The organism is Paenirhodobacter enshiensis (assembly GCF_000740785.1).
GTDB lineage: Bacteria > Pseudomonadota > Alphaproteobacteria > Rhodobacterales > Rhodobacteraceae > Rhodobacter > Rhodobacter enshiensis.
Window position 1 is genome coordinate 16,953 of the sequence record NZ_JFZB01000003.1, and the last position, 23,986, is coordinate 40,938.

Here is a 23,986-nt window from a genome sequence, read left to right on the forward strand (position 1 = left end):
CGGAAAAACCGATAGGTTGATTTATCGTTGCGCGGACTGGCTTTGCGCGGCGCGGATGAATTCGCGCGCAGCCTCCGGAAGCGGCGCGCCCTTGCGCCACACGACGCCCACCTGCACCACCGGCAGCTTGCCGGAGACATCGCGCGACACGATCCGGTCGCCTTCGAGCGACCAGCGCCGATAGACCAGTTCCGGCAACAGCGCGATCCCCGCCCCCGTCGCCACGAGCGAGCGCACCGCCTCGACCGAGCGGGTGCGGAACGCCACCCGCGGGCGGGCGCCGAGCGCGCTCAGCAGGCCCCGCGTCGCCTCCTCGATCTCGTCGAGGCGCAGCATGATCATCGGCTCGCCCACCAGATCCTCGATCGCGACCGAGGTCGCCCCGGTCAGCGGATGGCCGTTCGGCAACCACAGCTGATAGGGCGAGACTTCGAGGATCTCGGTTTGCAGCGCCATCCGGTCGCGCAAAGCCGAGGTCACCATCACCGCCACGTCGAGCTCGCCGCCGATCAGCAGATGTTCGAGGTAATCGCCGTTGTCCTCGAGCGCGGTGACCTCGACATTCGGGTTGGCGCGGCGAAACCGCGCGAGGATGTCGGAAAGCACATAGCCCGCCACCAGCGAAGTCACGCCCACATGCAGCTTGCCGCCGAGCTTCTCGGTATCCGAAACCACCGCCTGCCGGGCGTCGGCGATGCTCGACAGGATGCCCTGGGCGTGACGCAGGAACTGATGGCCCTTCTGGGTAATCTCCAGCCCGCGGGGATGGCGCTCGAACAGCGCGACGCCCAGATCCGCCTCGAGGTCGCGGATCGCCTCGGTGACCGAGGATTGCGAGATCGACAGCGCCAGCGCCGCGCCCGACACGGTCCCGCTTTCGGCGGCGGCGATGAAATAGCGCAGCTGGCGGATGGTGAAGGCCATGGGCGGGGCTCCTGTTCGCGGGCAGGAAAGCGGCAAGGGGGACGACGGTCAAGTCCGGCCGAAGTCAGAGGCAAACGGGGCCGTGTCAGGCGGGGGCAGGTCCGGCCGCGGTCAGATGTCCTCCTCGGACGACAGCCGCAGCGCGCTCGACCCGGCCGGCAGATCCTCGATGCCGAGGGGATGCGTCGGCCGGGCCAGCCGCGCGCGCACCACCCACAACAGCCGGTTCTCGGCGCGGGTGATCGCGACATAGGCCAGACGTTTCCACAGCGGGATGCCCGCCTCGGTGCGCCCGGCGCGATAGGCGGCGTAGATGTCGGGGGCGAAGACCTGCACATCGGGCCATTGGCTGCCCTGCGCCTTGTGGATCGTCACCGCCGCGCCATGCAGGAAGGTCGCCCCCATCCGCGCCGCAAAGGGGATGAAGGGCTCTTCCTCGTCGGGCAGCTCGATCTTGATGATCGAGGCGGCGGACAGCCGCGGATCCTCGGACCCGATCACATGCAGCCGCGAGAAACCGGGCCGCTTGCCGGGGCCGAGGTAAACCACCTGCGCCCCCTTGATCAGCCCCCGCGCCTCAAGGTCGATGCGCTTCTTGCGATGCTTCAGCGGCAGCTCGATCCCGTCGCAGATCAGCGGCTCGCCGGGCAGAAGCGCATCGGCCGGCGCGCCATGGGCCGAGCGGAACGCCTGGATCAGCCGCACCCGCGTCGCGTTGCGCCACACCAGCACCGGCGAGCGCGCCATCAGATCGCTTTCGACCCGTTCGGCCCAGACCACCCTGGGATCGCTGGCGGCGGTCTTCTCGATCATCCGCTCGAAGGCCTCGAAGGTCAGGCTCTCGTCGGCGAGCGCATGGGCCAGATCGAGGATGGGGTTGTCCTGCGACTGGCGGTGGATGCGGTGCAGCACATGCTTGTCGGCCTCGGGGAGGCGCTCGAAACACATCTGGCCGGACTGGTTGACCGGGGCGAGCTGCGCCGGATCGCCGAACAGGATCAGCGTCGGGAAGATCTCGCGCAGGTCGTCGAACTGCCGCTCGTCGAGCATCGAAGCCTCGTCGACGAAGCCGATGTCGAGCGGATCCTCGCGCCGTTTCCAGCCCTGGATGAAATCCGATCCCCGCAGCCCGGCGGAGGCCAGCGCACCCGGGATCGACTTGTGCAGATCGTAGAACGCCTTGGCGCGGTCGAGCACCTCGTCGGTCAGCCCCATGTCGCCCAGAAGGTCCGGCTTCGGCCGCTCGCCCTGCCCCGACAGCCATTCGGCGATACGCTCATATTGCGGATCGTAGACAGGGGTATACAAGATACGGTGGATCGTCGTCGCCGGCACGCCGCGCGAGCGCAGCACCGAAGCCGCCTTGTTGGTCGGCGCGAGAATCGCGAGAGAGCGCCGCTCCTTGCGCTTGCGGCTTTCGAAATCGCCCGAGACGACCTCGATCCCGGCCTCTTCCAGCGCGCGATAAAGGGCGGCGAGCAGCATGGTCTTGCCCGAGCCCGCCTTGCCGATCACCGACAGCACGCGGTTGCCCGCGCCCGCCTCGTCGATACTGCCATCGAGGATATCGACCCCGGCATCGGCAAGAGCCTGGGCCACGGCGTCCCAGGCCTCGGCCTGATCGTCGGAAAACGTGATTGCGGGCGGCGTCATGGGCCGGACCATACAGGGCGGCGGCGGGCGCAACAAGCGCCGCCGCCGCCGGTCCTGCGGGAAGGGGCGGCCCCTCCCGGAGGCAGATCAATACTGGTTGAGCAGCACGCTCAGCAACCCGAGGATCGACACGATGGCCAGCGTGTTGCTGTCCACCAGCACCAGCCAGCCGTTCGGCATCACCCGGTATTCCTGTCCGGGCGGCGGCGGCGGGAAACGGCTGTTCGCGGCGCGCATGAAAAGCTGGCCGGAATAGGCGCTCGCCCCGATCCGCAGGTCGGCCGGTGGCTCTGGATAGACGGGCTGAGCATATCCGGGTGCCGGATAGGACGGAGCAGGATAGACCGGGACCGGATAGGACGGCTCGTAGGGGTAATAATACGGATCTGGCTCGGGGTCCGGAGAACCGAGGATAATCGTGGTGCTGACACCGCTGCCCCAGCCGCCGCGGTCGCGGTCCCAGTGATCCCGGTCCCAGTGATCCCGGTCCCGGCGGCCCCCCCCATCGCCCCAGCCGCCCGGCTGTGGCCGGTCATGCCCGCCCCAGCCTCCCGACGGCGGGTTGCCCCCCGGTCGCCCCCCCGGCTGACCCGGCTGACCCGACCCTTGCCCGGGTTTGCCCGGCTGCGGAGTTCCGGGCTGAGGATTTCCGGGCTGAGGATTTCCCTGCGGCCGCCCGCCGGCGCCCGGGCGCGAGGCCCCACTGCCCTGCTGCATCCAGCTGGACCCGCGATCGTCTGGCCCGTGGCCGGTGGTCGAGCCCTGCGCCCCGGACATCCGCGGCGGTTGCGCGCCGGCGCCCTGCGGCCGGCCTTGCGAACGGTCGTCGGGCCCATGCCCAGAAGGCGAGGCCGGTCGCTGTTGCTCTTGTGCGGGCGGGCGGGGCTGCTGCGCTCCCGAACCGCAATCGCCCGCCCCCGGCCCGCAATCGGGGCGTGCCTCGGCAACCGGGGCCACCACCGAGGCCATCGCGAAACCGAGTGCCGCAGCACAGACGGTCATCATCAGTTGTTTCACGACGCATCCTTTCATGACAGGGCCGTGTCGGACGGAACTTATGTATAACACGCCACATGCACGAGAGGCTCGCGAGAGTTTGATGCCCACTGCACAGGCAGCTGACGCCACGTCTCGCCCCGTTCCGGGGCACAAATATGCCCGGACAAGGCGAAATCCTTGGCGGCCGGGCCATTCTGTCACATATCTTTAGTCAACCGGGGCGAAACCACCCTCAGCGAAGGCCGTCCCTCGCACGCGAAGGCTGGCTTGCCTCTGTCACAGAAAGGACCGCTGCATGACGGGAAACCTCCCTCAGCCGGGGCGCAGGCGATACCGCAGCCTTTTCGTTTCGGACCTGCATCTCGGCGCACGCGGCAGCCGCGCCGGAGCTTTTCTAGAATTTCTCAGGGACAGCGAGGCCGGGACCATCTATCTGGTCGGCGATATCTTCGATATCTGGCACAACGGGCGCCTGCACTGGGGCGCCGAGCATGACGAGATCGTCGAGGAACTGACCCGGCGCGCCCGAACCGGCGTGCGGGTGGTCTATCTGCCCGGCAACCACGACGATGCGCTGCGCCGCCATGACAGCGACCGGTTCGGCGAGTTCGAGCTGCGCGAAAGCGTGGTCCATGTCGCGGCCGACGGACAGCGCTATCTGGTGTTGCACGGCGACCAGTGCGATGCGCGCTATCTGCGCTGGCATGTCATGACCCGCATCGGCAGCCGCGCCAACGCCATGCTGCGCGCCGCCGATCAGTGGCTGAAACGCCACCTGCACCGCAGTGCCGAACGCGGCCTGTTCGAGCTGGCGATCACCGGGGTGAACGCGCTGATGCTGGTCGGCAACCGCTTCGAGGAACGGCTGACCGCGATGGCGCTGGAAAACGGTGCGCGCGGCGGGGTGATCTGCGGCCATTACCACAAGGCGGCGCTGCATCACCGCAACGGGCTGATCTACGCCAATTGCGGCGATTGGGTCGACAATCAGACCGCTTTGGTGGAAACTGAAAGCGGCGCGCTGCGGGTTCTGGAATGGTCGGGCGAGACCTGCCGTGCCGAAGTCTGGAGCCCGGCGCTTTCCTTTCGTCAAAGGCTGCAGTCGCGGACATGATCTCTGAACTTCTGTGCGCCGGGGCGGCACTGGCGCTTGGCGTGCATCTGACCTCCTCGGGGCTGAGCGCGGGACGTTATCTGCGCCCCGCCGCCGTGCCCCCTGCGCCGCTGCCCCTTATGAAAGTCAGCATCATCCGCCCGGTCTGCGGCCTCGATGCGTATGACGCCGAAACGCTCGGTTCGACCTTCGCGATCGACTGGCCGGATTACGAGATCCTGTTCTGCGCCGCGCGCGAGACCGATGCCGCCGTGCCCCTGGTGCGCCGGCTGATCGCCGAACACCCCGGGGTGCCGGCGCGCCTGCTGATCGGCGAGGATCCGATCAGCGGCAATCCGAAGCTGAACAACATCGCCAAGGGCTGCCGCGAAGCGAGGGGCGAGATCCTCGCCATGGTCGATTCGAACGTGCTTTTGCCGCGCGATTACCTCGTGCAGGTGATGGCGCGCTTCGATGCCGGCACCGGGCTGGTCACCAGCCCGCCCATCGGCATCCGTGCGGAAGGGCTGTGGGCGGCGCTCGAATGCGCGTTCCTGAACGGGTTTCAGGCGCGCTGGCAGCTGGCGGCCGATCAGCTCGGTCTCGGCTTCGCGCAGGGCAAGAATCTGGTGTGGCGGGCGGATGTGCTCGCCCGCGCCGGTGGGCCGGCGGCACTCGGCCACGACCTGGCGGAGGATGTCGCCTCCACCAAGGCGGTGCGCGCGCAGGGCCTTCGGGTGCGGCTGACGCGCCATGCCTTCGCCCAGCCGATCGGCACGCGCGGGTTCCGCGCCGTCTGGGACCGGCAATTGCGCTGGTCGCGGGTGCGCCGCGCGGGCTTTCCGGCGCTGTTTCTGGCCGAGGCGCTGCTCGGCCCCCTGCCCTGGGCCGCAGCACTTGTGATCGCGGGCGCTGCGGCATGGCTTCTGCCCTTCCTTCTGATCTGGTATCTTGCCGAGATCGCGCTGTGCCGCACCGCGGGCTGGCCGGCCTCGGGGCGGGACATCGCGGCAATGGTGCTGCGCGATCTGCTGCTGCAACCGCTGTGGCTTGCCACATGGCTGCGGCGCGGGTTCGAGTGGCGCGGCACCGCGATGACCGGAGACAAGACGACATGACCCCTGCCCCGCAACGCGTCAGCTGCATCATCCCCGCCTATAACGAGGCGCCGCGCATCGCCGCGGTGCTGGCCTCCGTCACTGACCACCCGCTGATCGACGAGGTGATCGTGGTCGATGACGGTTCGGCCGACGGCACCGCCGAAGTCGCCCGCGCCATCCGAGGCGCGCGGGTGATCGTGCAAGACGAGAACCACGGCAAGAGCTGGGCGGTGGCGACGGGGATCGAGGCGGCAAGCCACGATCTGATCCTGCTGCTCGACAGCGATCTTCTCGGGCTGACCGGGGACGATCTGTCCGCGCTGATCGCGCCGGTGCGCGAGGGGGCGGCCGATGTCTCGATCAGCCTGCGCGGCAATGCGCCGAAGCTGTGGCAGATGATCGGGCTCGATTACATCTCGGGAGAGCGGGTGGTGCCGAAGCGGCTGATCGGCCCGCCCGAGGCGCTGCGCACCCTGCCGCATTTCGGCCTGGAGGTCGCGATGAACGAGCGGCTGATCGCGGCGCAGGCGCGGATCGCCGTGGTCCGCTGGCCCGAGGTCGAAAGCCCGTGGAAGGGCAGCAAGCGCGGCCCCTGGGAGGGGGTGAAGGCGGATGCGCGGATGCTCGGCGACATGTTCGACACCATCGCCCCGAAGCACGCCCTGACCCAGATCCGGCTGATGCGACAGCTGCGCGTGACCGCGGCCGATCTGATCGCCGCGCAGTGACGCAAGATGGGCTTGGCGGATGCGGCCGCGCCGGCAGGGCAGCGATGCTGCGATAGTCACGAATAAATCCGTGTTTCCATATTTATATCGTGAAAACGGATAAGGTCCGTTCATGGCGCAGAAAGTGGAATCTCGGGTCTTCGGGCGGCCCCGGTTTCAGGAGTATCCGCCGGCCCGGGCCGATTTTCCCATAGATGACAAGAGGGAAGCGCGACAGAAGCCCAACCGCATCGCAGGCGATATCCCCGCAACGCACATGACGAAGGCCGCATCGGCCCTGTCAGCCTGCGGCCTGTTTCACGCGATCATGTCCGGAAACTGGCAGGGGCAGTAGGACTCGAACCTACGACCCTCGGTTTTGGAGACCGATGCTCTACCAACTGAGCTATACCCCTGTGCTTCGGCCTCATTAGGGGTTTCGCCGGATGCCGTCAAGCGGGTATCGGCAGGGTGGGCCGTGCGAAACCGCAGCCCCTCGAAAGCGAAACGGGCGCACCCCGCAAGGTGCGCCCGTTCCGTGTTCTTCAGCGACTGAAGGCGCGCGGCGCTCAGCCCTTCTTCAGGCAGCGACGGCCCAGAAGCTCGGCGATCTGCACCGCGTTCAGCGCCGCGCCCTTGCGCAGGTTGTCCGACACGCACCACAGATTGATGCCGTTCTCGATCGTCGAATCCTGACGGATGCGCGAGATGTAGGTGGCGTATTCGCCGACCACTTCCTTCGGCGTGACGTAGCCGCCGTTCTCGCGCTTGTCGACGACCAGCACGCCCGGCGCCTCGCGCAGGATGTCGCGGGCCTCGTCCTCGTCGAGGAATTCCTCGAACTCGATGTTCACCGCCTCGGAATGGCCGACGAAGACCGGCACGCGCACGCAGGTCGCGGTCAGCTTGATCTTCGGGTCGAGGATCTTCTTCGTCTCGGCCGTCATCTTCCACTCTTCCTTGGTCGAGCCGTCGTCGAGGAAGACGTCGATATGCGGAATGACGTTGAAGGCGATTTCCTTGGTGAACTTCGACGGCGCGACTTCCTGGCCCGGCACGAAAGTGCCCTTGGTCTGGTTCCACAGCTCGTCCATCGCGTCCTTGCCGGCGCCCGAGACGGCCTGATAGGTCGCCACGACGACGCGCTTGATCTTGGCGCGGTCATGCAGCGGCTTCAGCGCCACCACGAGCTGCGCGGTGGAGCAGTTCGGGTTCGCGATGATGTTCTTCTTCGTATAGCCCTCGATCGCGTCGGGGTTCACCTCCGGCACGATCAGCGGCACCTGCGGGTCGTAGCGGTAGAGCGACGAGTTGTCGATCACCACGCAGCCCTGCGAGGCGGCAATGGGAGCGTATTTCTTCGTCGGCTCGGACCCGATCGCGAACAGCGCGATGTCGTAGCCGGTGAAGTCGAAACCCTCGATGTCCTTGGTTTTCAGGGTTTTGTCGCCATAGCTGACTTCGGTGCCAAGGCTCCGGCGCGACGCCAGAGCGACAACCTCATCCGCAGGGAACTCGCGCTCGGCGAGAATGTTCAGCATTTCGCGGCCCACATTGCCCGTGGCGCCCGCGACGACGACTTTATAGCCCATCAGGGGACCTCCATGCCTTAAAGCAGGCAGCAGTTAGCGGAAAACCGCCGTTTTGGAAAGCAAATTACGTCACGCGACGCGGGCGATCCGGCGATCTTGAACCATCAGGTCGCCCACGAAGCGCGCCTCGGCGCTGAAATCATGCGGAACCTGCGCCGCGGTGCGATGCCCCGACAGCGACAGCGAGGCGAAGAAGTCGAAGCCGTAAAGCGTCAGCCCCGCCATTTCGGAGCGCGAGAACAGCTCGATCAGCATGGCGCCGGTGGTGGGGGGGGCGCCGATGCGGGCGCGCAGCCGGGCGTAATCGCCGCGCGGGTGCAGATAGAACCCGGGGCTCGTCGCCGTCAGCCAGTCGAGGCGCTTGCGCTTCGGGCTCATCCACAGATAGCGCGAGGGCGACAGCCGCGCCCGGTCCTCGGCGCCCAGACGCACCGCCAGTCCCAGCCAGTCGGTGCGCTGGCCGTGGCTTTCGGGGCCGGGCATCGGGGCGCGGTTGATCCGCACCACCAGATCGTGGGCGTCGATCCCGGGCCCGTGCAGGCTGTCGGCGAGCGCGCGGGCATTGCCGATCAGCGCGATGCGCTTGCCCTTGAGTTCCGCCAGCAGCTCCGCCTGCGGGATCGACAGCGCGGCAAGCGCCGCCTCGCGGCGCAGGGTGCGTGCGATCAGGAAGCTGAGCCGGTTCACGCCAGCAACTCGCGATAAAGCGCGACGAGCGCCGCGGCCTCGTCCTCGATGCGGAAGGTGGTTTCGGCGCGCGCCCGCGCCGCCCGTGCCGCGGCGGTGCGCCGTTCGGGATCGTCGAGGAACGGCACGCAGGCGGCGGTGAGGGCCGGAATGTCGCCCGGATCGACCAGCGCGCCGGTGTCGGGGGTCACGATCTCCTCGAAAGCGCCGACGCGGGTCGCCACCACCGGCACGGCGCAGGCCATCGCCTCGATCGGGGTCAGCCCGAAGCCCTCCCAGCGTTGCGGCGCGACGTAAAGGTCGAGCACGCGATACCAGTCGGCGATGCGGTCGACCGGCACTTCGGGCGGGAACAGGATGCGGGTTTCGAGGCCCGCCGCCGCCACCTTCGCCTTCAGCCCGGCCAGAAACTCGCCCTGCCCCTCGGTCGCGCGGCCCATCGCCAGCGCGGTGACGCCGGGGCGCGTGGGCAACAGCGCGATCATCGCATCGACGAAGGCATCGGTGCCCTTCTGCGCCCGGATCCGCCCGTAACAGCCGACCAGCAGCCCCCCGACCGGCAGGCCGAGGCGGGCGCGCAGCGCGGCCCGGTCGGTCGCGGGCGCGAAGCCAACCGTGTCGATGCCGTGATGGATCACCCGGTTCGGCACCGTCAGATAGGAGGCCGTGCGCGCCGAGGTGGCGACCACCGCATCCATCTGCCCGATCAGCCACTTGGTGTAGCCGGTATGGCGGCGCTGGCTGGCCGAGGTGAACATCAGTTTCAGCGGCATCCGCAGCCCGTGGCGCAGGATCAGGCCAAGCAGCATCTCGGTGTTGCGCCGCGCGTGCCACACCCGCAGCCGCCGCGGCAGGAACGGCAGCCGCCACAGCGCGACATGCGGCAGATCGGCGGGCAGCCCCGGCCCGGTCGCGACGATGCCGATCATGTGCGCCTGCACCGGCACCAGCCGCGCGATGGTCGCCGTGACGCCGGACAGCCGCCGTTTCAGGTTCGGCGCGATGACTTCGATGGGGTCGGGCAAAGGAGCGTGTGTCATGGCCCCCTGTCTAGTCGATGCGCCCCGGCTTGTCTTGTGCGAAGCGGCCCCGGGCGGGGTTGCGGCCGGACACCGGGCGCGGCACCATGGCCGCCCCTGACCCTGCCCCGGAGCCTTCGATGGAGCTGACCCGCGCCCGCCTGCGCCTCTATTATGGCACCCTGCCCTTCGGCCCCGGCAAGGCGGACCTGCTCGAGGCGATCCGCGACAGCGGCTCGATCTCGGCGGCGGGGCGCAGCATGGGGATGAGCTACAAACGCGCCTGGTCGCTGGTCGAGGAGATGAACGCCGCCTTCGCCGAACCTCTGGTTGCAAGTGCGCGCGGCGGCGCCCATGGCGGCGGTGCCCGGCTGACCCGGGCGGGCGAGGAGGTGCTGTCCGCCTATCGCACCATCCTCGTCAAGCTGATCGACCATTGCGCCCCGGAAATCGCCGCCATCGGCGCAAGGCTGCGCCCCGGAGGGGTGGCGGAACCGGACCGCCCCCCGGCCGACGCCGACACGCCGCAATGACCTGCCCGCCCGCGCGATCCCGGCCGCCGCCGTGTGCTTCCCGAGATTTCAGCTTGTCTCATGCCTCGCCTGACGGTTATGTCCGAGAAAACATAACGACTGCCGGAGATATCCCATGCGCATCGCATCCATCGCCTTCGGGCTGGCCCTCGCCGTCGCGGGCCCCGCTTTCGCCGGCGACCCGGTGATTTTCGCCGCTGCGTCGATGAAGACCGCGCTCGACGAAATCTCGGCCGATTTCACCGCCGAGACCGGCACGAAACCGGCGATTTCCTATGCCGGCTCGGGTGCTCTGGCCAAGCAGATCATCGCCGCCGCCCCGGCCGACATGTTCATCTCGGCTGCCGAGGACTGGATGGACAAGGTCGATCAGGCCGGCCTGCTCACCCCGGGCAGCCGCGCCGACATGCTGGGCAACACGCTGGTGCTGGTCGCGACGAAGGACGAGCCGGTCGATCTGACGACACTGCCCGCGAAGCTCGGCCCGAAGGATCATCTGGCGATGGCGATGGTGGATTCGGTCCCGGCCGGCCAGTATGGCAAGGCCGCGCTGAGCCACATGGGTCTGTGGGACAAGCTGGAACCCAGCGTCGCGCAGGCCGACAACGTGCGCGCGACCCTCGCCCTCGTCGCGACGGGCGAGGCACCCTATGGCATCGTCTACAAGACCGATGCCGTGGCCGAACCGAAGGTCCATGTCGTCGCCACCTTCCCCGCCGACAGCCATCCCGCGATCACCTATCCCGTCGCGCTGATCAAGGACGGCCCGGCACCGGCGGAGGCGAAAGCCTTCTACGATTACCTCAAGACGCCCAAGGCCGTCGCCATCCTCGAAGCCCAGGGCTTCGAGGTGCTGACGAAGTGATCCGGTGACGGCGCTGACCTCCGCCCTCGGTCCGGTGCTGAGCGCCGAGGAATGGACGGCGGTCGTGCTGTCGCTGAAGGTCGCCACGGTCGCCGTGGCGGCCTCGCTGCCTTTGGGGATCTGGGTCGCGACGGTGCTGGCGCGCTCGCGCCTGCCGGGGCTGTGGCTGCTCAACGCGCTGGTGCATCTGCCGCTGATCCTGCCGCCGGTGGTGACGGGCTATGCGCTGTTGCTGACCTTCGGGCGGCGCGGCTGGGTCGGGCAGTTTCTGGACCAGTGGTTCGGCTTCACCTTCGCCTTCCAGTGGACCGGCGCGGCGCTCGCCGCCGCGGTGATGAGCTTCCCGCTGATGGTGCGCTCGATCCGGCTGGCGATCGAGGCGGTGGACCCGAAACTGGAACAGGCGGCCTCGACGCTCGGCGCGTCGCGGATCGCGGTGTTTCTCACCGTGACGCTGCCGCTGATCGCACCCGGTGTCATCGCCGGGATGATCGTCGCCTTCGCCAAGGCGATGGGCGAATTCGGCGCGACGATCACCTTCGTGTCGAACATTCCGGGCCGGACGCAGACCCTGCCCTCGGCGATCTACGCCTTTCTTCAGGTGCCGGGGGGCGAGGTGCAGGCGGCGCGGCTGGCCGGCGTCTCGGTCATCATCGCGGTCGGCGCGCTCGTCGCCTCCGAGGTCATCGCGCGCCGCGTGGCGAAACGGATCGGAGGACAGTGATGCAACTGGAACTGAGCCTTCGCCACGATTTCGGCAGCTTCGACATCGACGTCGCCTTCACCGCGCCGAAGGGGGTGACGGCGCTGTTCGGCCCCTCGGGCGCGGGCAAGACCACGGTCATCGATGCCGTCGCCGGGCTGCTGAGGCCGCAGCACGGCAAGGTGGTGGCGAATGGCGATGTGCTGCTCGACACCGCCGCGGGGGTGTTCCTCGCCCCCAACCGGCGCCGCATCGGCTATGTCTTTCAGGAGCCGCGGCTGTTCCCGCATCTGTCGGTGCGCTCGAACCTGCTTTACGGCCAGCGCTTCGCGCCGCGCGCGGCGGAGGGGCAGGATTTCGACAAGGTGACCGCGATGCTCGGCATCGGGGCGCTGCTCGACCGTCGACCCGGCGCGCTGTCGGGGGGCGAGAAGGCACGCGTCTCCATCGGGCGGGCGCTGTTGTCGAAGCCGCGGCTGTTGCTGCTCGACGAGCCGCTCGCCGCCCTCGATGCCGCAAGGCGCGAAGAGATCCTGCCGTTCATCGAGCGGCTGCGCGACGCGGGCCTTCCGGTCCTTCTGGTCAGCCACTCGATCGGCGAGGTCGCGCGCCTCGCCCAGACCGTCGTGCTGCTGCGCAACGGCCGGGTCGTCGCGGCGGGGCCGGCGGCGACACTGTTCGCCGATCCCTCGCTCGCCGCGTCCCTCGGCGGGGCCGAGGCCGGCACCGTCATTCCCGCCCGCGTCGCCGGGACCGAGCCCGACGGGCTGATCCGCCTCGACACCGCGGGCGGGCCGGTCTTCGTGACCGACGCGCCCACCACCCCCGGCACCGCGCTGCGGCTGCGCATCCATGCCTCGGACGTGATCGTCTCGCGCACCCGGCCCGAGGGGCTGTCGGCCCTCAACATCCTCGCCGGCCATGTCCGCCGGATCGAGGCCGACCCCGACGGCCGCGCCTTCGTCGAAATCGCGATTGCCGAGGGTCAGTCGATCCTGTCGCGGCTGACGCAACGCTCTGTCGCCGCCCTCGGCCTCGCGCCCGGGGTGGCCTGTCATGCGATTCTCAAAACCGTGGCGCTGTCGCGCGACGATCTGGGTGCCGCCTGAGCCGGCACGAAAAAGGCGCGGGGGAAACATCCCCCGCGCCCCGGTTCCTCACATCTCAGGCCGCGATCAGGCGTTGACCGCCTCGGGTTCGACCGTCTCGGCGACCTGTTTGACGACAGGGGCGGCCTCAACCGTGGTGCCCGTCGCGATCTCGATCCGGCGCGGTTTCAGCGCCTCGGGCACCTCGCGGACGAGGTCGATATGCAGCATCCCGTCGGCATGGGACGCCCCGGTGACCTTCATGTGATCAGCGAGCGCGAAGCGGCGCTCGAAGGCGCGGGTAGCGATGCCGCGATGCAGGAAGGTCTTGTCCTCGGCTTCATCAGTCTTGCGGCCGGCGACGATCAGCGCGCCGTCGCGCAGCTCGACCGTCAGTTCATCCGAGCTGAACCCGGCCACGGCGACCGAGATCCGGTAACCGTTCTCGTCGATCTTCTCGATATTGTAAGGCGGATAGGTGGGCTGGGCCACATCGGTGGTCAGCACGCGGTCCATCAGGTCGGCAACGCGGTCGAAGCCGACGGTGGCGCGGTAAAGGGGCGAAAAATCAAACGTGCGCATAGCATCCTCTCCAGAGCGATGACTGTCACCCACCCTCCCGTCACGGGCAGGGCGGTCTGTCTTTTTCCCGGAACCCATCAGGCGTTCCGATGAGCGGAATCTGGGAAAGCCGCCCCGAGGTTTCAAGGCGTCCGGGGGCTCAGGGGCGCATGAATTTCGCACCGCCCGCGCCGGTCGGACGCTCGGCCGCCCCCGCGGCCAGCGCCGCGCGCAGCCCCGCCAGATCGGCCGGCAGCGCCGCGAGCGAGACCGGCTTGCCGTCCTGCATCGCCTTCGCCGACATCACCGCGACGATCTTCGGCTCGCCTCCGCGCATCGCCATCACCGGCGAGCCGGAGGCGCCGAAATCCGCCTTGCAGTCCATCAGCAAAACCCCGCGCTCGCGCACCAGAACGTCGCACATCGACTGCAACGCCGGCACCTCGGCGTGGCCCTGCGCATAGGACACCACACCCACCGGGTCGCCGGGCCCCGGCGGGGTGTCGGCATCGACCGCGAGGGGAAGAAGGCTCGGCAACCGGATCGGCATCTCCAGCCCGATCAGCCCCAGATCGTGCGACATCTGCCCCACGCGGTCGCCCGTCGCCCCGGCATAGGCAGGATCGACCGCGATCCGGCGCGCTCCGCGATAGGCCTCGGCCCGGCCATTGCGCCAGCCGGCGAGAAAGCTGACCTGCCCGGGGTCGACCGTCTTCCCCGTCGCCTTGTCGACCAGACAATGCGCCGCCGTCAGCACCAGATCGGGCGCGATCAGCGCCCCGGTGCAAAAGCTCCCCCCCCCGAGGTCGAGCTTTCCGACCGCCTGCCAGCCCCGCCCCTCGGCCCCGGTCTGCATCAGCTGCGGCACGCTCTGCGCCGGCGCGGCGGCTGGCGACAGGGCCAGAAGAACAGTCAGGACAATCGGGCGCAGCATCGGCGGAACTCCGTCAGGCAAGGCCCGCAGCATAGGCCGTCCCGCCCCCCGACAAAAGAGCGGGCACGGGAGGACCGGCACTCTGGCCTCTGCCCGGCGCGGCGGCTAGACTCGGGGGCACATCCTCCGACCCGACCGAAAGACCGACATGCCCCAGCTTCACCTCGGCCCCCTCGGCCCCGCAGATCTCGCCGCCCTTGTCCTCCTGGTCGCCTGCTGGCTCGGCATCGGCTGGCTGACCGAACATCCGCCCGCGCACCGTCCCTCGGTCGGCAAGCTGATGGAGGGCTACCGGCGCGAATGGATGCGCCAGCTCGTCACCCGCACACCGCGGCTGTTCGATTCCTCGATGGTCGACGGGCTGCGGCAATCGACGACCTTCTTCGCCTCGACCGCGCTGATCGCCATCGGCGGCGGGCTGGCGCTTCTGGGCAACCCCGAGCAGCTCAGCGGCATGGCGCAGGAATTCCGCCTGACCGAGGGGCCACGCCTGCTTTGGGAAACCCGCATCCTCACCGCCACCCTGTTCGGTGCCAATGCCTTCCTGAAATTCGTCTGGTCGCACCGGCTGTTCAGCTATGCCGCGATCGCGATGGCGGCGGTGCCGAACGACGTCAAGGATCCGCTGGTCTACCCCCGTGCCGAACAGGCCGCCCAGCTCAACATCAATGCCGCCAAAAGCTTCAACCGCGGGCTGCGCTCGGTCTATTTCGCACTTGCCACGCTTGCCTGGCTGCTCGGTCCCTGGGCACTGATCGCGGCGACGCTCTATACCACCGCGATGCTGTGGCGGCGCGACTTCGCTTCCTTCGCGCGCCGCGCCCTGCTCGCCAATCCGCCGCACTGAAAAACGAAGGCGCAGGCAGGCCCCCGCTCCCATCTTTCGATTCGCGACAAATATCCCGGGGGTGAGGGCCGTCAGGCCCGAGGGGGCAGAGCCCCCTCTCTTTAACCTTCCGGCGGGGCAGAGCCCCCTCTCTTTAACCTTTCTGCGGGGCAGAGCCCCCTCAGCCCGCCCGACGCCGCCGTCCGCGCCCCTCGACCAGCCATGCCGCGACCATCAGCCCGGCGGCCAGCGCCAGCCATCCCCAGTCGGGCAGCACCGGATCGACGCCAATCCCCCCGACGTCCGAGGCTCCGCGCGGCGTGATCCCGATCCAGCCCGGCCCCGCCGCGCTGCGCCCCTCGCGCACCGCGATCAGCCGCGGCAGCCCGTCCTCGAGCCGGCTCACCCCGCCATGCGAGGCCGCGATCACCCCGGCCAGCGGCGTTGCATCGGCGACGGTGCGCTCGAACTCGCGCGGGCTCGCCGGGCCGACGGCCACGACACGGCGCAGATCGTCCTGCGCCAGCCGGTAAAGCCCGGCCTCCGGCGCATCGAAGACCGTGACATGGCGGCCCGGTCCGGCATCGGTCATCGTCAGGGCGGTCTTCGTGCCATCGGGCCGCGTCACCTCCAAAGGCCCGACCGCCGGTGCCATGCTGCGCCGCGTCACGGTGACCTGCTGGCTGCCCGGCGCGACCTCGGCGGTCAGCGCCTCTTCCTCCAGCTCCGGCTCCTTCATGTCCCAATGCGCGATCCGGCGCAGCAGTTCGAGCTGCGGCCCCCCGCCCTCGAAGCCGCGATCCCACAGCCAGGCCTGATCCGAGGCAAGCAACGCCACCCGCCCCTTTCCCTCATGCGACAGCACCAGAAGCGGCGCACCGCGCGCGCCGGTCATCACCACCTCGCCGCGGGTGTCGGTCAGCTCGACCTGACGCAGCCAGCGACCCCAGTGACTGGCGCCCGGCACCTCGCTCGCCCCCTCGGGCGCGGGCGCGCCCTGCAGGCCGGCAGTCACCGGATGGCGCAACCCGGCCTCGGTCGGGCGGGGCAGGAACGGAGCGGACAGCACCTTGCCGGTCGGCCGTCCGGGGATCACCGGGCCAAGCTCGGTGCGCGCGAGGCTCTCGACGGTCGCGAACTCGGGCCCCGCCGAAACCAGCAGCGCCCCGCCATTCTCGACATACCGGCGGATGTTGCGGAAATACGAGACCGGCAGAATGCCGCGCTCGGCATAGCGGTCGAAGATGATCAGGTCGAACTGGTCGATCTTGTCGACGAACAGTTCCCGCGTCGGGAAGGCGATCAGCGCCAGCTCCGAGGTCGGCGTGCCGTCCTGCTTCTCGGGCGGGCGCAGGATGGTGAAATGCACCAGATCGACGCCGGCATCGGATTTCAGCAGGTTGCGCCAGGTGCGTTCGCCCGCATAGGGCTCGCCCGAGACCAGCAGCACCCGCAGCCGGTCGCGCACGCCATTGATCTGGACGACGGCGGAATTGTTGCGCGCGGTCAGCTCTCCCTGCGCCGCGGGAACCGAGAACTGCACCACATTCTGCCCGCCGTGATCGAGGGTCAGCGGCATCTCCAGATCCTCGCCCACCTTGACCGTGTAGGTGACGGGATCGGCACCGTCGACGGCGATGTTCAGCTCGGCCGTCTGCCCGGCCGAGGCGGGCACGCGCCCCTCGTCCGCGATGCGCAGGCGGATCTTCGTCTCTTCGCCGATGATGCCGAAGGCGGGGGCCGAGGAGATCACCAGCCGCCGGTCCCAGTCGCTCGCATGGCCGGTCAGCAGCAGGTGCACCGGCGCCGGGAAGGCCGGGGCCGCATCCGCGTCATGGGCCTCGCCGTCGCTGACCACCAGCGCCCCGGCGATGCGGGCGCGCGGCTCGGAGGCCAGCGCATCGGCCAGCGCCGCCCCGATCCGCGTGCCGCTGTCGCCCGGCCCGTCGGGCACCGTGATGCGGCGCAGCTCCGTATTGGGCAGAGCGGCGACGGCCGCACTCAGCCCGGCAACGGCACTGTCGGTCTGCGCGCCCCGGTCCGACAGCTGCTGCGAGGCGCTTCTGTCGTCGATCAGGAACACGATGTCCGACAAGGGCGTGCGCGCCTCGCGTTGCAGCATGGGCCCGGCGAGCGCCACCACCAGCACCGCCGCAGCGAGCGCGCGCAGCACCCATCCGCCAAGCCGCTTCCACGCCGCCAGCGCGATCGCCAGCACCGCAAGAACCGCGAGAACCCGGATCGCGTCCATCCCGATCAGCGGCGCCCAGATCACGCTCAGCCCGTTCATTGTCCGAGCCTTTCCAGAAGCGCCGGCACATGCACCTGATCGGATTTGTAATTCCCGGTCAGCACATGCATCACCAGATTGATGCCGAAGCGGAAGGCGACCTCGCGCTGACGCTCGCCGGCGGAACCAGAGCCCACCGGAAACATCGGCGAACCGTCATCGTTCACCGCCCAGGCCGAGGCCCAGTCATTGCCGCCGATCACCACCGGCGTCACCCCGTCCGTCAGATTGCGAAACGGCATCCCCTCGGCCTGTTCGGCATCGGGGGCGGGCGCCTCGACCCAGATCGGGCCGTCGTAGCGGCCGGGGAAATCCTGGATCAGATAGAAGGTGCGGGTCAGCACATGGTCGGACGGGATCTGCGCGAGCGGCGGGATCTCCAGCGGCGCCGCGATGGCCTGCAACTGACGGCCCGCGTCCGAGGCCGCCCCCTCCGCCTCGGTCAGATCGGCGTCGCGGGTATCGAACAGGATCATGCCGCCCGCCCGCAGGAAACGATTGAGGCGCAGATATTCCTCGGGCGTCGGCGCCGGGGTCAGCGCGGTGACCGGCCAGTAAAGCAGGGTGAACAGCGCCAGATCGTCACTCGCAAGGTCGATGCGCATCGGCGCGCCGGGCTCGACCGTGGTGCGCTCGGCCAGCATCTGGCCAAGGCCCTTGAGGCCCGCCTCGGCGATGCGGTCGACCTGATCGTCGCCCGAGGGGATATAGCCCAGCACCACATCGGACGCGGCGGCGACCGCCCGGTCGATGGGCATCGCGGTCTCGGCCGCGCGCGCCGCCGGGGCCGGAACGGCCAGCCCCACGGCAAGCGCAGCGACCGCAAGCCCCGCGACCGCCCGTCCGCGCAGCTTGCCCCCGACCCAAAGCGCCGCGACGACATCGAGAAGCGCGAGCAGCAGCGCCAGCGCGAGTGCCCCGCCCTTAAGCGGCATCGGCCGGACCGTGGCACCGGCCTCGATCTCCGCCCCGGCGGGCCAGACGGCGGGCGTCAGATCGCGCCCCTTCGCCAGCGCGTCGAGCGCGACGGAACGGTTGCCCGCGGTATAGATGCCGGGCGGCAGATCGGGGCCGGGCTGGCCTTTCGCAAGCTCCGCCCCCGGCACGGCGGCATGGGCCTCGGTCGCGGACAACCGGCCGAACCCGTCGAGGAGCCGCACCGGAACCCAGGATTGCCCGGCGAGGTCCGCGGCCCCCGGCACCGCGCCCCCGGCCGAGGCCACAAGCCGCGCCAGCATCTGCGGAAACAGCCCCGAAAGCGGCAGGTTCGACCAATCCGCATTGGCCGAGACGTGGAACAGCACCACCTCGCCCTTGCCGAGCGATGCCCGCGTGACCAGCGGCGTGCCGTCGGCCAGCGCCGCGACGGTCTGGGCGGCAAGGTCGGGGCCGGGCTCGGCCATGACCTGCTCGGAAACGGTGACATCTTGCGGGATCGTCAGCCCGGCGAAGGGCGATCCGGGCGGGAACGGCGCGAGACGGCGCGGCTCTCCCCAGGCCATCGTCCCCCCGACCGAGCGCCCGCCCTGCCGCAGCGCCACCGGCAACAGCGGATCGCCCGCGGTATCGGTCGCGGCCAGTCGCGGCCCGGCGAAGCGGATCAGCACCCCGCCCTGCGCCACCCATTTCAGCACCTCGACCCGTTCGGCCACGGTGCCGACATCGGCGAGCACGATGGCATCGGGCCGCGCGATCAGCGCATCGCCGAGCGTGCCGCCGATCAGATCCGCGGTGGGCGAGAGCGCCTCGCGCAGGTAATGCAGCGGCGACAGCAGCGCGAGACCCTCGCGCGCCGCACCACCGCCCGCGATCAGCGCCACCTTGCGCCGGCGCAGCGTATCGTCGGCCAGCGCCACTGCGCCCGCGCTCGTGGTGCCGTCGAGCGTGAAGCGGGTCACGCGGTTGCGCAGCTCGGCCGGCAGGTCGAACAGCGCCTCGCCGGTCTTCGCGTCCGCAAGGTCGACCGTGGCGCGGGCCAGCTCGCGCATCGTGCCCGTGGGATCGGGGCCTTCCGCCAGAACATCATAACGCCCCGTCGCAGGGGCGGAGAGGATCAGCGGCACGCTCACCCCCCGGTCGGCGATCTGCGGTCGGCCAAGTGCGGCGACGGGGCGTGCGGGTTGCCAGACGCTCAGCCGCCCGCGGGCCTCAAGCGCAGCGGCCAGCGCCCCCCGCCCCGGCCGGTCGAGCCCGTCAGACAGCCACAGCGTGTCGAATTTCCCCTCGGGCAGCAGCCGGGCGGGATCGGTCATCGCAGGCTCCCACGCGGCCGGACGCAGCGCCGGCAGTCCGCGCGCCAGCGTCGCGGCATCGCTGAACGCGGGCGGCGCCGGCGGCGGCGCGCTGAGCACGACGAGCGCCACCGGACGGCCCGCGGCGCTTGCGGCATTCAACGCCTCGCGGATGCGCGCCATGCGGCCCGACCAGTCGCGGGCCGAAGCCCAACTGCCATCCTCGACGATCAGCAAGGGCCCGGTCGCGGGCACCGACGGGCGCGGGTTCAGCACCGGCCCGGCGAAGCCCACGATCGCCGCGGCCAGCGCCAGCATGCGCAGCAGCAACAGCCACCACGGCGTGCGCTCGGCCTGCGCGTCGGTGTCGTCGAGCCCGAGGAGCAGCACCACGCCCGGAAACCGGCGCCGCACCGGCGCGGGAGGCGTCGCGCGCAACAGAAACCACAGCACCGGCAGCGCGGCGAGCGCAGCCAGAAGCCAGGGCGCGGTGAACCCGAGCGGGCCGAGAACCAGCATTACACGCCCCGCTCCAGCGCCGCGTGCAGCCACAGCAGCGCCGATTGCGGCGCCGCGTCGGTGCGGTGGGTCGAGAACTGCCAGCCCGCATTCATCGCCGCGCGCGACAGCCGCTCGCGCCGCTCGGCCAGCCGGTCGAGGTAGCGCGCGCGCAGGTCGCGGGCCTCGCGGGTCTCGAACCGCAGCCCGCCCGACATCGCCTCGAACACGGTGCGGCCGTCATAAGGGAAGTCTTCCTCGGCCGGGTCGAGGATCTGCAACAGCACGCCTTGCACCCCACGCCCCGAGAGCATGGCCAGCGCCGCCTCGACCGGGGCGGGATCGGACAGGAAATCCGACAGGAACACCGCGCGCGAATGGGCCGCGATCACCGCGGGTTCGGGGGCCGAGGTCTCGGGCACCGGCGCGCCTTGCGTCATCGTGCGGGCCAGGAGCCCGGCAAGCGTCATCAGCTGCGCCCGGCCGGGGCGCGCCGGGGCGCCGGGCTGGGCCAGCCCCACCCGCTCGCCCGCGCGGATCGCCAGCACCGCGAGCGCGAGCGCCAGAAGCCGCGCCCGCGCCGCCTTCTCGGGCCTTCCGGGGGCCGCGCTGAACCGCATCGAGGCCGCATCGTCCGCCCACAGATACAGCGCCTGCGCCACCTGCCATTCGCGGTCGCGCACATAGGCCGCATCCGAGCGCGCCGAGCGCCGCCAGTCGATCATGCGCGCCGGATCGCCGGGCTGGGCCAGACGGTATTGCCAAAAGTCGTCGCCCGCCCCCGGACGGCGGCGGCCATGGCCGCCCATGCGCACGGTTTCGGCAAGCTGTCGGGCCGCGACGAGCAGCGCGGGCAGCGCCCCCGCCCCCGCCTCATAGGCCCGCCGGCGCAGATCTAGCGCCGCGCGATGACGCGCCAGAGGTGTCACGCGGCGACCTCGGCCCCGCGGATGCCGAGGGTCTCGGCCACCACGCGGGAGATCACATCGGAGAGCGAATCGCCCCGCGCCCGGGCGGTGAAGTTGAGCGCCATGCGGTGCACCAGAACCGGTTCGGCCAAGGCCGCCACATCCTCGACCGAGGGTACCAGACGGCCTTGCAGCACCGCGCGCGCCCGCGCCATCAGCATCAGCGCCTGCGCCGCGCGCGGCCCCGGCCCCCAGGCGAGCGTGTCGCGCACCACGTCAAGCGCCTCGGGCTCTCCGGGACGGCAGGCGCGCACCACGGCAAGGATCGCCTCGACCACGCTTTCGCCGACCGGCATCCGCCGCACCAGCGCCTGAGCGGCGATCAGCTCCTCGGCGGTGAAGACCTGGACCGAGGCGCCCTCGGTCGCGCCGGTGGTGGCGAGAAGGATCGCCCGTTCGGTCTCGCGGTCGGGGTAAGCCACGTCGACCTGCACGAGGAAACGGTCGAGCTGCGCCTCGGGCAAGGGATAGGTGCCCTCCTGCTCGATCGGGTTCTGCGTCGCGAGAACGTGGAACGGCGGGCCGAGGCGGCGGTGTTCGCCCGCCACGGTGACGGCGCGTTCCTGCATCGCCTGAAGCAGCGCCGATTGCGTGCGCGGGCTGGCGCGGTTGATCTCGTCGGCCATCAGAAGCTGGCAGAACACCGGCCCCTCGATGAAGCGGAAGGCGCGCCGGCCGTCGGCCGCGGTCTCCAGCACCTCGGAGCCGAGGATGTCCGAGGGCATCAGATCCGGGGTGAACTGGATGCGCGAGGCGCCGAGCCCCATCGCCGTCGCCAGCGTCTCGACCAGCATGGTCTTGCCGAGCCCCGGCAGACCGACCAGCAGCGCGTGCCCGCCCGACAGCAGCGCGGCGAGGACCAGCTCCACCACCCGTTCCTGCCCGATGAAGCGCCGGTTCACCGATTCGCGCGTCGCCCCCAGCTTCGCCCCCAGCCGTTCGATTTCCCCCACGAGATCGGCGGTATCGGTCATGACGAAGCTCCTCTGGCGCTGTATGCTCGCCCCAGTGATACCCGTCCCCGATCCGATGGCAAAGAGCGCATGACAGCAGATGACGAAACGCAGGGCGAAATGCCCGGGGCCGTGAAGCGATCTGCCCCGATGCAGGCAGATCCGGCCGCAACGGCGACCGCTGAGGGGCTGGCCGCCGCCGCCGGCCGCGCCGCGCGCAAGGGGCCGCCGCCGGTGCATCTGTGGAACCCGCCGTTCTGCGGTGACATCGACATGGAGATCCGCCGCGACGGAAGCTGGTTCTACCTCGGCACGCCGATCGGGCGCGAGGGGCTGGTGCGACTGTTCGCCTCGATCCTGAAGCTGGAGGATGGCAAGTATTTCCTGGTGACGCCGGTCGAGAAAGTCGGCATCCGGGTCGAGGACGCGCCCTTCGTCGCGACCGACGTGACGGCCGCGGACGGCACGCTGACCTTCACCACCAATGTGGGCGACAGCGTGACGGCCGATGCCGATCACCCGATCCGGGTGGAATACAGCCCCGACGGCACGCCCCGGCCCTATGTGATGGTGCGCCGTGGCCTTGAGGCGCTGATCGACCGCAAGACCTTTTACCGGCTGGCCGAGATCGCCACCCCGGCCGAATGGCAGGGCGAGGCGTGGCTCGGCCTGACTTCGGCCGGCGAATTCTTCCCGCTGATCCCGATGCGCGAGATGCCCGCATGAACTGCCCCCGTGTGAACTGGCCCCGTGTGAACTGGCCCGCATGAACTGGACGGTTCAGTCCGGGCAGGGTATGGCGGGAGCAAAAGAGGGCATTCGATGAAACAGGTCATCTGCATCAACTGGGGCACGAAATACGGCCCTCCGTTCATCAATCGCCTGTATGCGATGGTGGCGCGCAACATCACGCCGCCGTTCCGCTTCACCTGCTTCACCGACAATTTCGCCGGCATCCGCCCCGAGGTCGACTGCCAGCCGCTGCCCGAGATCCCGGTCGAGATCCCGAAGACCAAGCGCGGCATCTGGCCGAAGGCGCGGCTGTGGGGGCCGAAACTCGGCGATCTGACGGGGAATGTGCTGTTCCTCGACCTGGATCTGATCGTGACCGGATCGCTCGACGATCTGTTCAGCTATGGCGATCCCGATCAGGTGATCCTGTCGCGCAACCCGGCCAAACCGTTCGAGCGGATCGGGCAGACCTCGTGCTTCCGCTTCCCGGTGGGCAAGCTCGCGCCGATGCAGGAGATCTTCATCGCCAACCCGCTGCAGGTGGCGACGGAATATGTCTGGGAACAGCGCTTCGTCACCCGCAACGCGCCGGGCGGGATCGACCTGTTCCCGCGCGACTGGGTGCAGCATTTCCGCTATCAGTGCCTGCCGACCTTCCCGCTGAACTGGGTGATGGCGCCGCGGCTGAAGCGCGATACCCGCGTGGTGATCTTCCCGGGCGGGGTCTATCCCGAGGTGGCGATCAAGGGCGGATGGGTCGGCCGCGAGGGATTTACCCTGGCCGATCATCTGCGCAACATCCCGAACCGGCCGGAAAAGGAAGGCTCGCTGTGGCGCTATCTGCGCCATTTCACCAAGCCGGCCGCCTGGGCGGCCGAGGCCTGGCGGGAATAGTCTGCCCGGCCCTGAGGCCCGATTCTGAGGACAGAGGGGGCTCTGCCCCCGCCGCGGCTGCGCCGCAGCCCCCCGGGATATTTGAGGAAAGCCGAAAGAGAAGGGGCCGCGTGCGAGGGGCCGGGGCCGGGCGTCG

At 69.7% G+C, this 23,986-nt stretch carries 23 protein-coding genes and 1 tRNA gene; 11 read left to right on the forward strand and 13 right to left on the reverse strand.

Features of this window, described 5'->3' with window-relative positions:
- Window positions 1-21: 21 nt before the first annotated feature.
- The 3 genes from CG50_RS02065 to CG50_RS16780 all read right to left on the reverse strand — a co-directional run bounded on the left by CG50_RS02065 (window position 22) and on the right by CG50_RS16780 (window position 3,594).
- Complete coding sequence (locus tag CG50_RS02065; protein WP_036634664.1) at window positions 22-924, reverse strand: LysR family transcriptional regulator; 903 nt, start codon at window positions 922-924, stop codon at window positions 22-24.
- A gap of 111 nt (window positions 925-1,035) precedes the next feature.
- The gene (locus CG50_RS02070) at window positions 1,036-2,577 is read right to left on the reverse strand and encodes an ATP-dependent DNA helicase (protein ID WP_036635015.1); all 1,542 of its coding nucleotides are present in this window, start codon (window positions 2,575-2,577) and stop codon (window positions 1,036-1,038) included.
- A gap of 87 nt (window positions 2,578-2,664) precedes the next feature.
- Window positions 2,665-3,594: a hypothetical protein gene (locus CG50_RS16780; protein ID WP_152559402.1), complete on the reverse strand. Its 930-nt coding sequence runs from the start codon at window positions 3,592-3,594 to the stop codon at window positions 2,665-2,667.
- A gap of 277 nt (window positions 3,595-3,871) precedes the next feature.
- Here CG50_RS16780 and CG50_RS02080 point away from each other — a divergent pair, with 277 nt between their 5' ends.
- From CG50_RS02080 to CG50_RS16440, 4 genes are all read left to right on the forward strand, one after another.
- Window positions 3,872-4,690: a UDP-2,3-diacylglucosamine diphosphatase gene (locus CG50_RS02080; RefSeq protein WP_036634668.1), complete on the forward strand. Its 819-nt coding sequence runs from the start codon at window positions 3,872-3,874 to the stop codon at window positions 4,688-4,690.
- Window positions 4,687-5,787: a ceramide glucosyltransferase gene (locus CG50_RS02085; RefSeq protein ID WP_051909383.1), complete on the forward strand. Its 1,101-nt coding sequence runs from the start codon at window positions 4,687-4,689 to the stop codon at window positions 5,785-5,787. Before CG50_RS02080 ends, CG50_RS02085 begins: the two co-directional genes overlap by 4 nt.
- The gene (locus tag CG50_RS02090) at window positions 5,784-6,497 is read left to right on the forward strand and encodes a glycosyltransferase family 2 protein (RefSeq protein WP_036634673.1); all 714 of its coding nucleotides are present in this window, start codon (window positions 5,784-5,786) and stop codon (window positions 6,495-6,497) included. The genes CG50_RS02085 and CG50_RS02090 overlap by 4 nt, the downstream gene beginning before the upstream one ends.
- A 112-nt stretch (window positions 6,498-6,609) precedes the next feature.
- Window positions 6,610-6,831 carry a hypothetical protein gene (locus CG50_RS16440; RefSeq protein ID WP_081880240.1) on the forward strand — a complete coding sequence of 74 codons (222 nt, stop codon included), beginning with the start codon at window positions 6,610-6,612 and terminating at the stop codon, window positions 6,829-6,831.
- On the opposite strand, the gene CG50_RS02095 is transcribed toward CG50_RS16440, so the two are convergent.
- The 4 genes from CG50_RS02095 to CG50_RS02110 form a co-directional block, all read right to left on the reverse strand.
- A tRNA-Trp gene (locus CG50_RS02095) sits at window positions 6,817-6,892 on the reverse strand. The genes CG50_RS16440 and CG50_RS02095 overlap by 15 nt on opposite strands.
- Window positions 6,893-7,045: 153 nt before the next feature.
- Window positions 7,046-8,068: an aspartate-semialdehyde dehydrogenase gene (locus CG50_RS02100; protein WP_036634674.1), complete on the reverse strand. Its 1,023-nt coding sequence runs from the start codon at window positions 8,066-8,068 to the stop codon at window positions 7,046-7,048.
- A gap of 69 nt (window positions 8,069-8,137) precedes the next feature.
- Window positions 8,138-8,755 carry a glycosyltransferase family 29 protein gene (locus CG50_RS02105; protein WP_036634675.1) on the reverse strand — a complete coding sequence of 206 codons (618 nt, stop codon included), beginning with the start codon at window positions 8,753-8,755 and terminating at the stop codon, window positions 8,138-8,140.
- Window positions 8,752-9,795 (reverse strand): glycosyltransferase family 4 protein, encoded by a 1,044-nt coding sequence (locus CG50_RS02110; protein ID WP_036634676.1) that lies wholly within the window; start codon window positions 9,793-9,795, stop codon window positions 8,752-8,754. The genes CG50_RS02105 and CG50_RS02110 overlap by 4 nt, the downstream gene beginning before the upstream one ends.
- Before the next feature lie 119 nt (window positions 9,796-9,914).
- Here CG50_RS02110 and CG50_RS02115 point away from each other — a divergent pair, with 119 nt between their 5' ends.
- The 4 genes from CG50_RS02115 to modC all read left to right on the forward strand — a co-directional run bounded on the left by CG50_RS02115 (window position 9,915) and on the right by modC (window position 12,984).
- Complete coding sequence (locus CG50_RS02115) at window positions 9,915-10,307, forward strand: winged helix-turn-helix domain-containing protein (RefSeq protein ID WP_036634687.1); 393 nt, start codon at window positions 9,915-9,917, stop codon at window positions 10,305-10,307.
- A 115-nt stretch (window positions 10,308-10,422) separates the two neighbouring features.
- Window positions 10,423-11,172, forward strand: coding sequence for a molybdate ABC transporter substrate-binding protein (gene modA, locus CG50_RS02120; protein ID WP_036634689.1), 750 nt, complete (start codon window positions 10,423-10,425; stop codon window positions 11,170-11,172).
- Between the two features lie 13 nt (window positions 11,173-11,185).
- A complete protein-coding gene (modB, locus tag CG50_RS02125) occupies window positions 11,186-11,896 on the forward strand; it encodes a molybdate ABC transporter permease subunit (protein WP_051909405.1) in 711 nt (236 codons plus the stop codon).
- Window positions 11,896-12,984 (forward strand): molybdenum ABC transporter ATP-binding protein, encoded by a 1,089-nt coding sequence (gene modC, locus CG50_RS02130; RefSeq protein WP_036634691.1) that lies wholly within the window; start codon window positions 11,896-11,898, stop codon window positions 12,982-12,984. The genes modB and modC overlap by 1 nt, the downstream gene beginning before the upstream one ends.
- A 66-nt stretch (window positions 12,985-13,050) precedes the next feature.
- Here the strand turns inward: modC and CG50_RS02135 are convergent, their stop codons facing one another.
- Both CG50_RS02135 and CG50_RS02140 read right to left on the reverse strand, forming a co-directional pair.
- Window positions 13,051-13,545, reverse strand: a complete 495-nt coding sequence (locus CG50_RS02135) for an Hsp20 family protein (RefSeq protein WP_036634695.1) — start codon at window positions 13,543-13,545, stop codon at window positions 13,051-13,053.
- A 139-nt stretch (window positions 13,546-13,684) separates the two neighbouring features.
- Window positions 13,685-14,458, reverse strand: a complete 774-nt coding sequence (locus tag CG50_RS02140) for a trypsin-like serine peptidase (protein WP_036634702.1) — start codon at window positions 14,456-14,458, stop codon at window positions 13,685-13,687.
- 148 nt (window positions 14,459-14,606) lie between these two features.
- Here CG50_RS02140 and CG50_RS02145 point away from each other — a divergent pair, with 148 nt between their 5' ends.
- Window positions 14,607-15,305, forward strand: coding sequence for a DUF599 domain-containing protein (locus tag CG50_RS02145; protein WP_036634703.1), 699 nt, complete (start codon window positions 14,607-14,609; stop codon window positions 15,303-15,305).
- A gap of 160 nt (window positions 15,306-15,465) precedes the next feature.
- Here CG50_RS02145 and CG50_RS02150 read toward each other — a convergent pair whose 3' ends face one another.
- The 4 genes from CG50_RS02150 to CG50_RS02165 are packed head-to-tail and all read right to left on the reverse strand — an operon-like array spanning window position 15,466 to window position 22,245.
- Complete coding sequence (locus CG50_RS02150; protein ID WP_036634704.1) at window positions 15,466-17,574, reverse strand: membrane protein; 2,109 nt, start codon at window positions 17,572-17,574, stop codon at window positions 15,466-15,468.
- Complete coding sequence (locus CG50_RS02155) at window positions 17,571-20,324, reverse strand: DUF4159 domain-containing protein (RefSeq protein ID WP_036634705.1); 2,754 nt, start codon at window positions 20,322-20,324, stop codon at window positions 17,571-17,573. Before CG50_RS02155 ends, CG50_RS02150 begins: the two co-directional genes overlap by 4 nt.
- On the reverse strand, window positions 20,324-21,232 hold the full coding sequence (locus CG50_RS02160; protein WP_036634708.1) for a DUF58 domain-containing protein: 909 nt from the start codon (window positions 21,230-21,232) through the stop codon (window positions 20,324-20,326). The genes CG50_RS02155 and CG50_RS02160 overlap by 1 nt, the downstream gene beginning before the upstream one ends.
- Complete coding sequence (locus CG50_RS02165; protein ID WP_036634711.1) at window positions 21,229-22,245, reverse strand: AAA family ATPase; 1,017 nt, start codon at window positions 22,243-22,245, stop codon at window positions 21,229-21,231. Before CG50_RS02165 ends, CG50_RS02160 begins: the two co-directional genes overlap by 4 nt.
- A gap of 129 nt (window positions 22,246-22,374) precedes the next feature.
- On the opposite strand from CG50_RS02165, the gene CG50_RS02170 reads away from it, so the two are divergent.
- On the forward strand, window positions 22,375-22,950 hold the full coding sequence (locus CG50_RS02170; protein WP_036635022.1) for a DUF1285 domain-containing protein: 576 nt from the start codon (window positions 22,375-22,377) through the stop codon (window positions 22,948-22,950).
- Window positions 22,951-23,046: 96 nt separating this feature from the next.
- Complete coding sequence (locus CG50_RS02175) at window positions 23,047-23,850, forward strand: glycosyl transferase (protein ID WP_036634713.1); 804 nt, start codon at window positions 23,047-23,049, stop codon at window positions 23,848-23,850.
- Window positions 23,851-23,986: the final 136 nt, after the last annotated feature.

Coding starts and splice junctions, on each gene's coding strand:
- CG50_RS02065 (WP_036634664.1), bottom strand. CDS start 924: ATGGCCTTCACCATCCGCCAGCTGCGCTATTTCATCGCCGCCGCCGAA.
- CG50_RS02070 (WP_036635015.1), bottom strand. CDS start 2,577: ATGACGCCGCCCGCAATCACGTTTTCCGACGATCAGGCCGAGGCCTGG.
- CG50_RS02080 (WP_036634668.1), top strand. CDS start 3,872: ATGACGGGAAACCTCCCTCAGCCGGGGCGCAGGCGATACCGCAGCCTT.
- CG50_RS02085 (WP_051909383.1), top strand. CDS start 4,687: ATGATCTCTGAACTTCTGTGCGCCGGGGCGGCACTGGCGCTTGGCGTG.
- CG50_RS02090 (WP_036634673.1), top strand. CDS start 5,784: ATGACCCCTGCCCCGCAACGCGTCAGCTGCATCATCCCCGCCTATAAC.
- CG50_RS16440 (WP_081880240.1), top strand. CDS start 6,610: ATGGCGCAGAAAGTGGAATCTCGGGTCTTCGGGCGGCCCCGGTTTCAG.
- CG50_RS02100 (WP_036634674.1), bottom strand. CDS start 8,068: ATGGGCTATAAAGTCGTCGTCGCGGGCGCCACGGGCAATGTGGGCCGC.
- CG50_RS02110 (WP_036634676.1), bottom strand. CDS start 9,795: ATGACACACGCTCCTTTGCCCGACCCCATCGAAGTCATCGCGCCGAAC.
- CG50_RS02115 (WP_036634687.1), top strand. CDS start 9,915: ATGGAGCTGACCCGCGCCCGCCTGCGCCTCTATTATGGCACCCTGCCC.
- modA (WP_036634689.1), top strand. CDS start 10,423: ATGCGCATCGCATCCATCGCCTTCGGGCTGGCCCTCGCCGTCGCGGGC.
- modC (WP_036634691.1), top strand. CDS start 11,896: ATGCAACTGGAACTGAGCCTTCGCCACGATTTCGGCAGCTTCGACATC.
- CG50_RS02135 (WP_036634695.1), bottom strand. CDS start 13,545: ATGCGCACGTTTGATTTTTCGCCCCTTTACCGCGCCACCGTCGGCTTC.
- CG50_RS02140 (WP_036634702.1), bottom strand. CDS start 14,458: ATGCTGCGCCCGATTGTCCTGACTGTTCTTCTGGCCCTGTCGCCAGCC.
- CG50_RS02145 (WP_036634703.1), top strand. CDS start 14,607: ATGCCCCAGCTTCACCTCGGCCCCCTCGGCCCCGCAGATCTCGCCGCC.
- CG50_RS02150 (WP_036634704.1), bottom strand. CDS start 17,574: ATGAACGGGCTGAGCGTGATCTGGGCGCCGCTGATCGGGATGGACGCG.
- CG50_RS02155 (WP_036634705.1), bottom strand. CDS start 20,324: ATGCTGGTTCTCGGCCCGCTCGGGTTCACCGCGCCCTGGCTTCTGGCT.
- CG50_RS02165 (WP_036634711.1), bottom strand. CDS start 22,245: ATGACCGATACCGCCGATCTCGTGGGGGAAATCGAACGGCTGGGGGCG.
- CG50_RS02170 (WP_036635022.1), top strand. CDS start 22,375: ATGCAGGCAGATCCGGCCGCAACGGCGACCGCTGAGGGGCTGGCCGCC.
- CG50_RS02175 (WP_036634713.1), top strand. CDS start 23,047: ATGAAACAGGTCATCTGCATCAACTGGGGCACGAAATACGGCCCTCCG.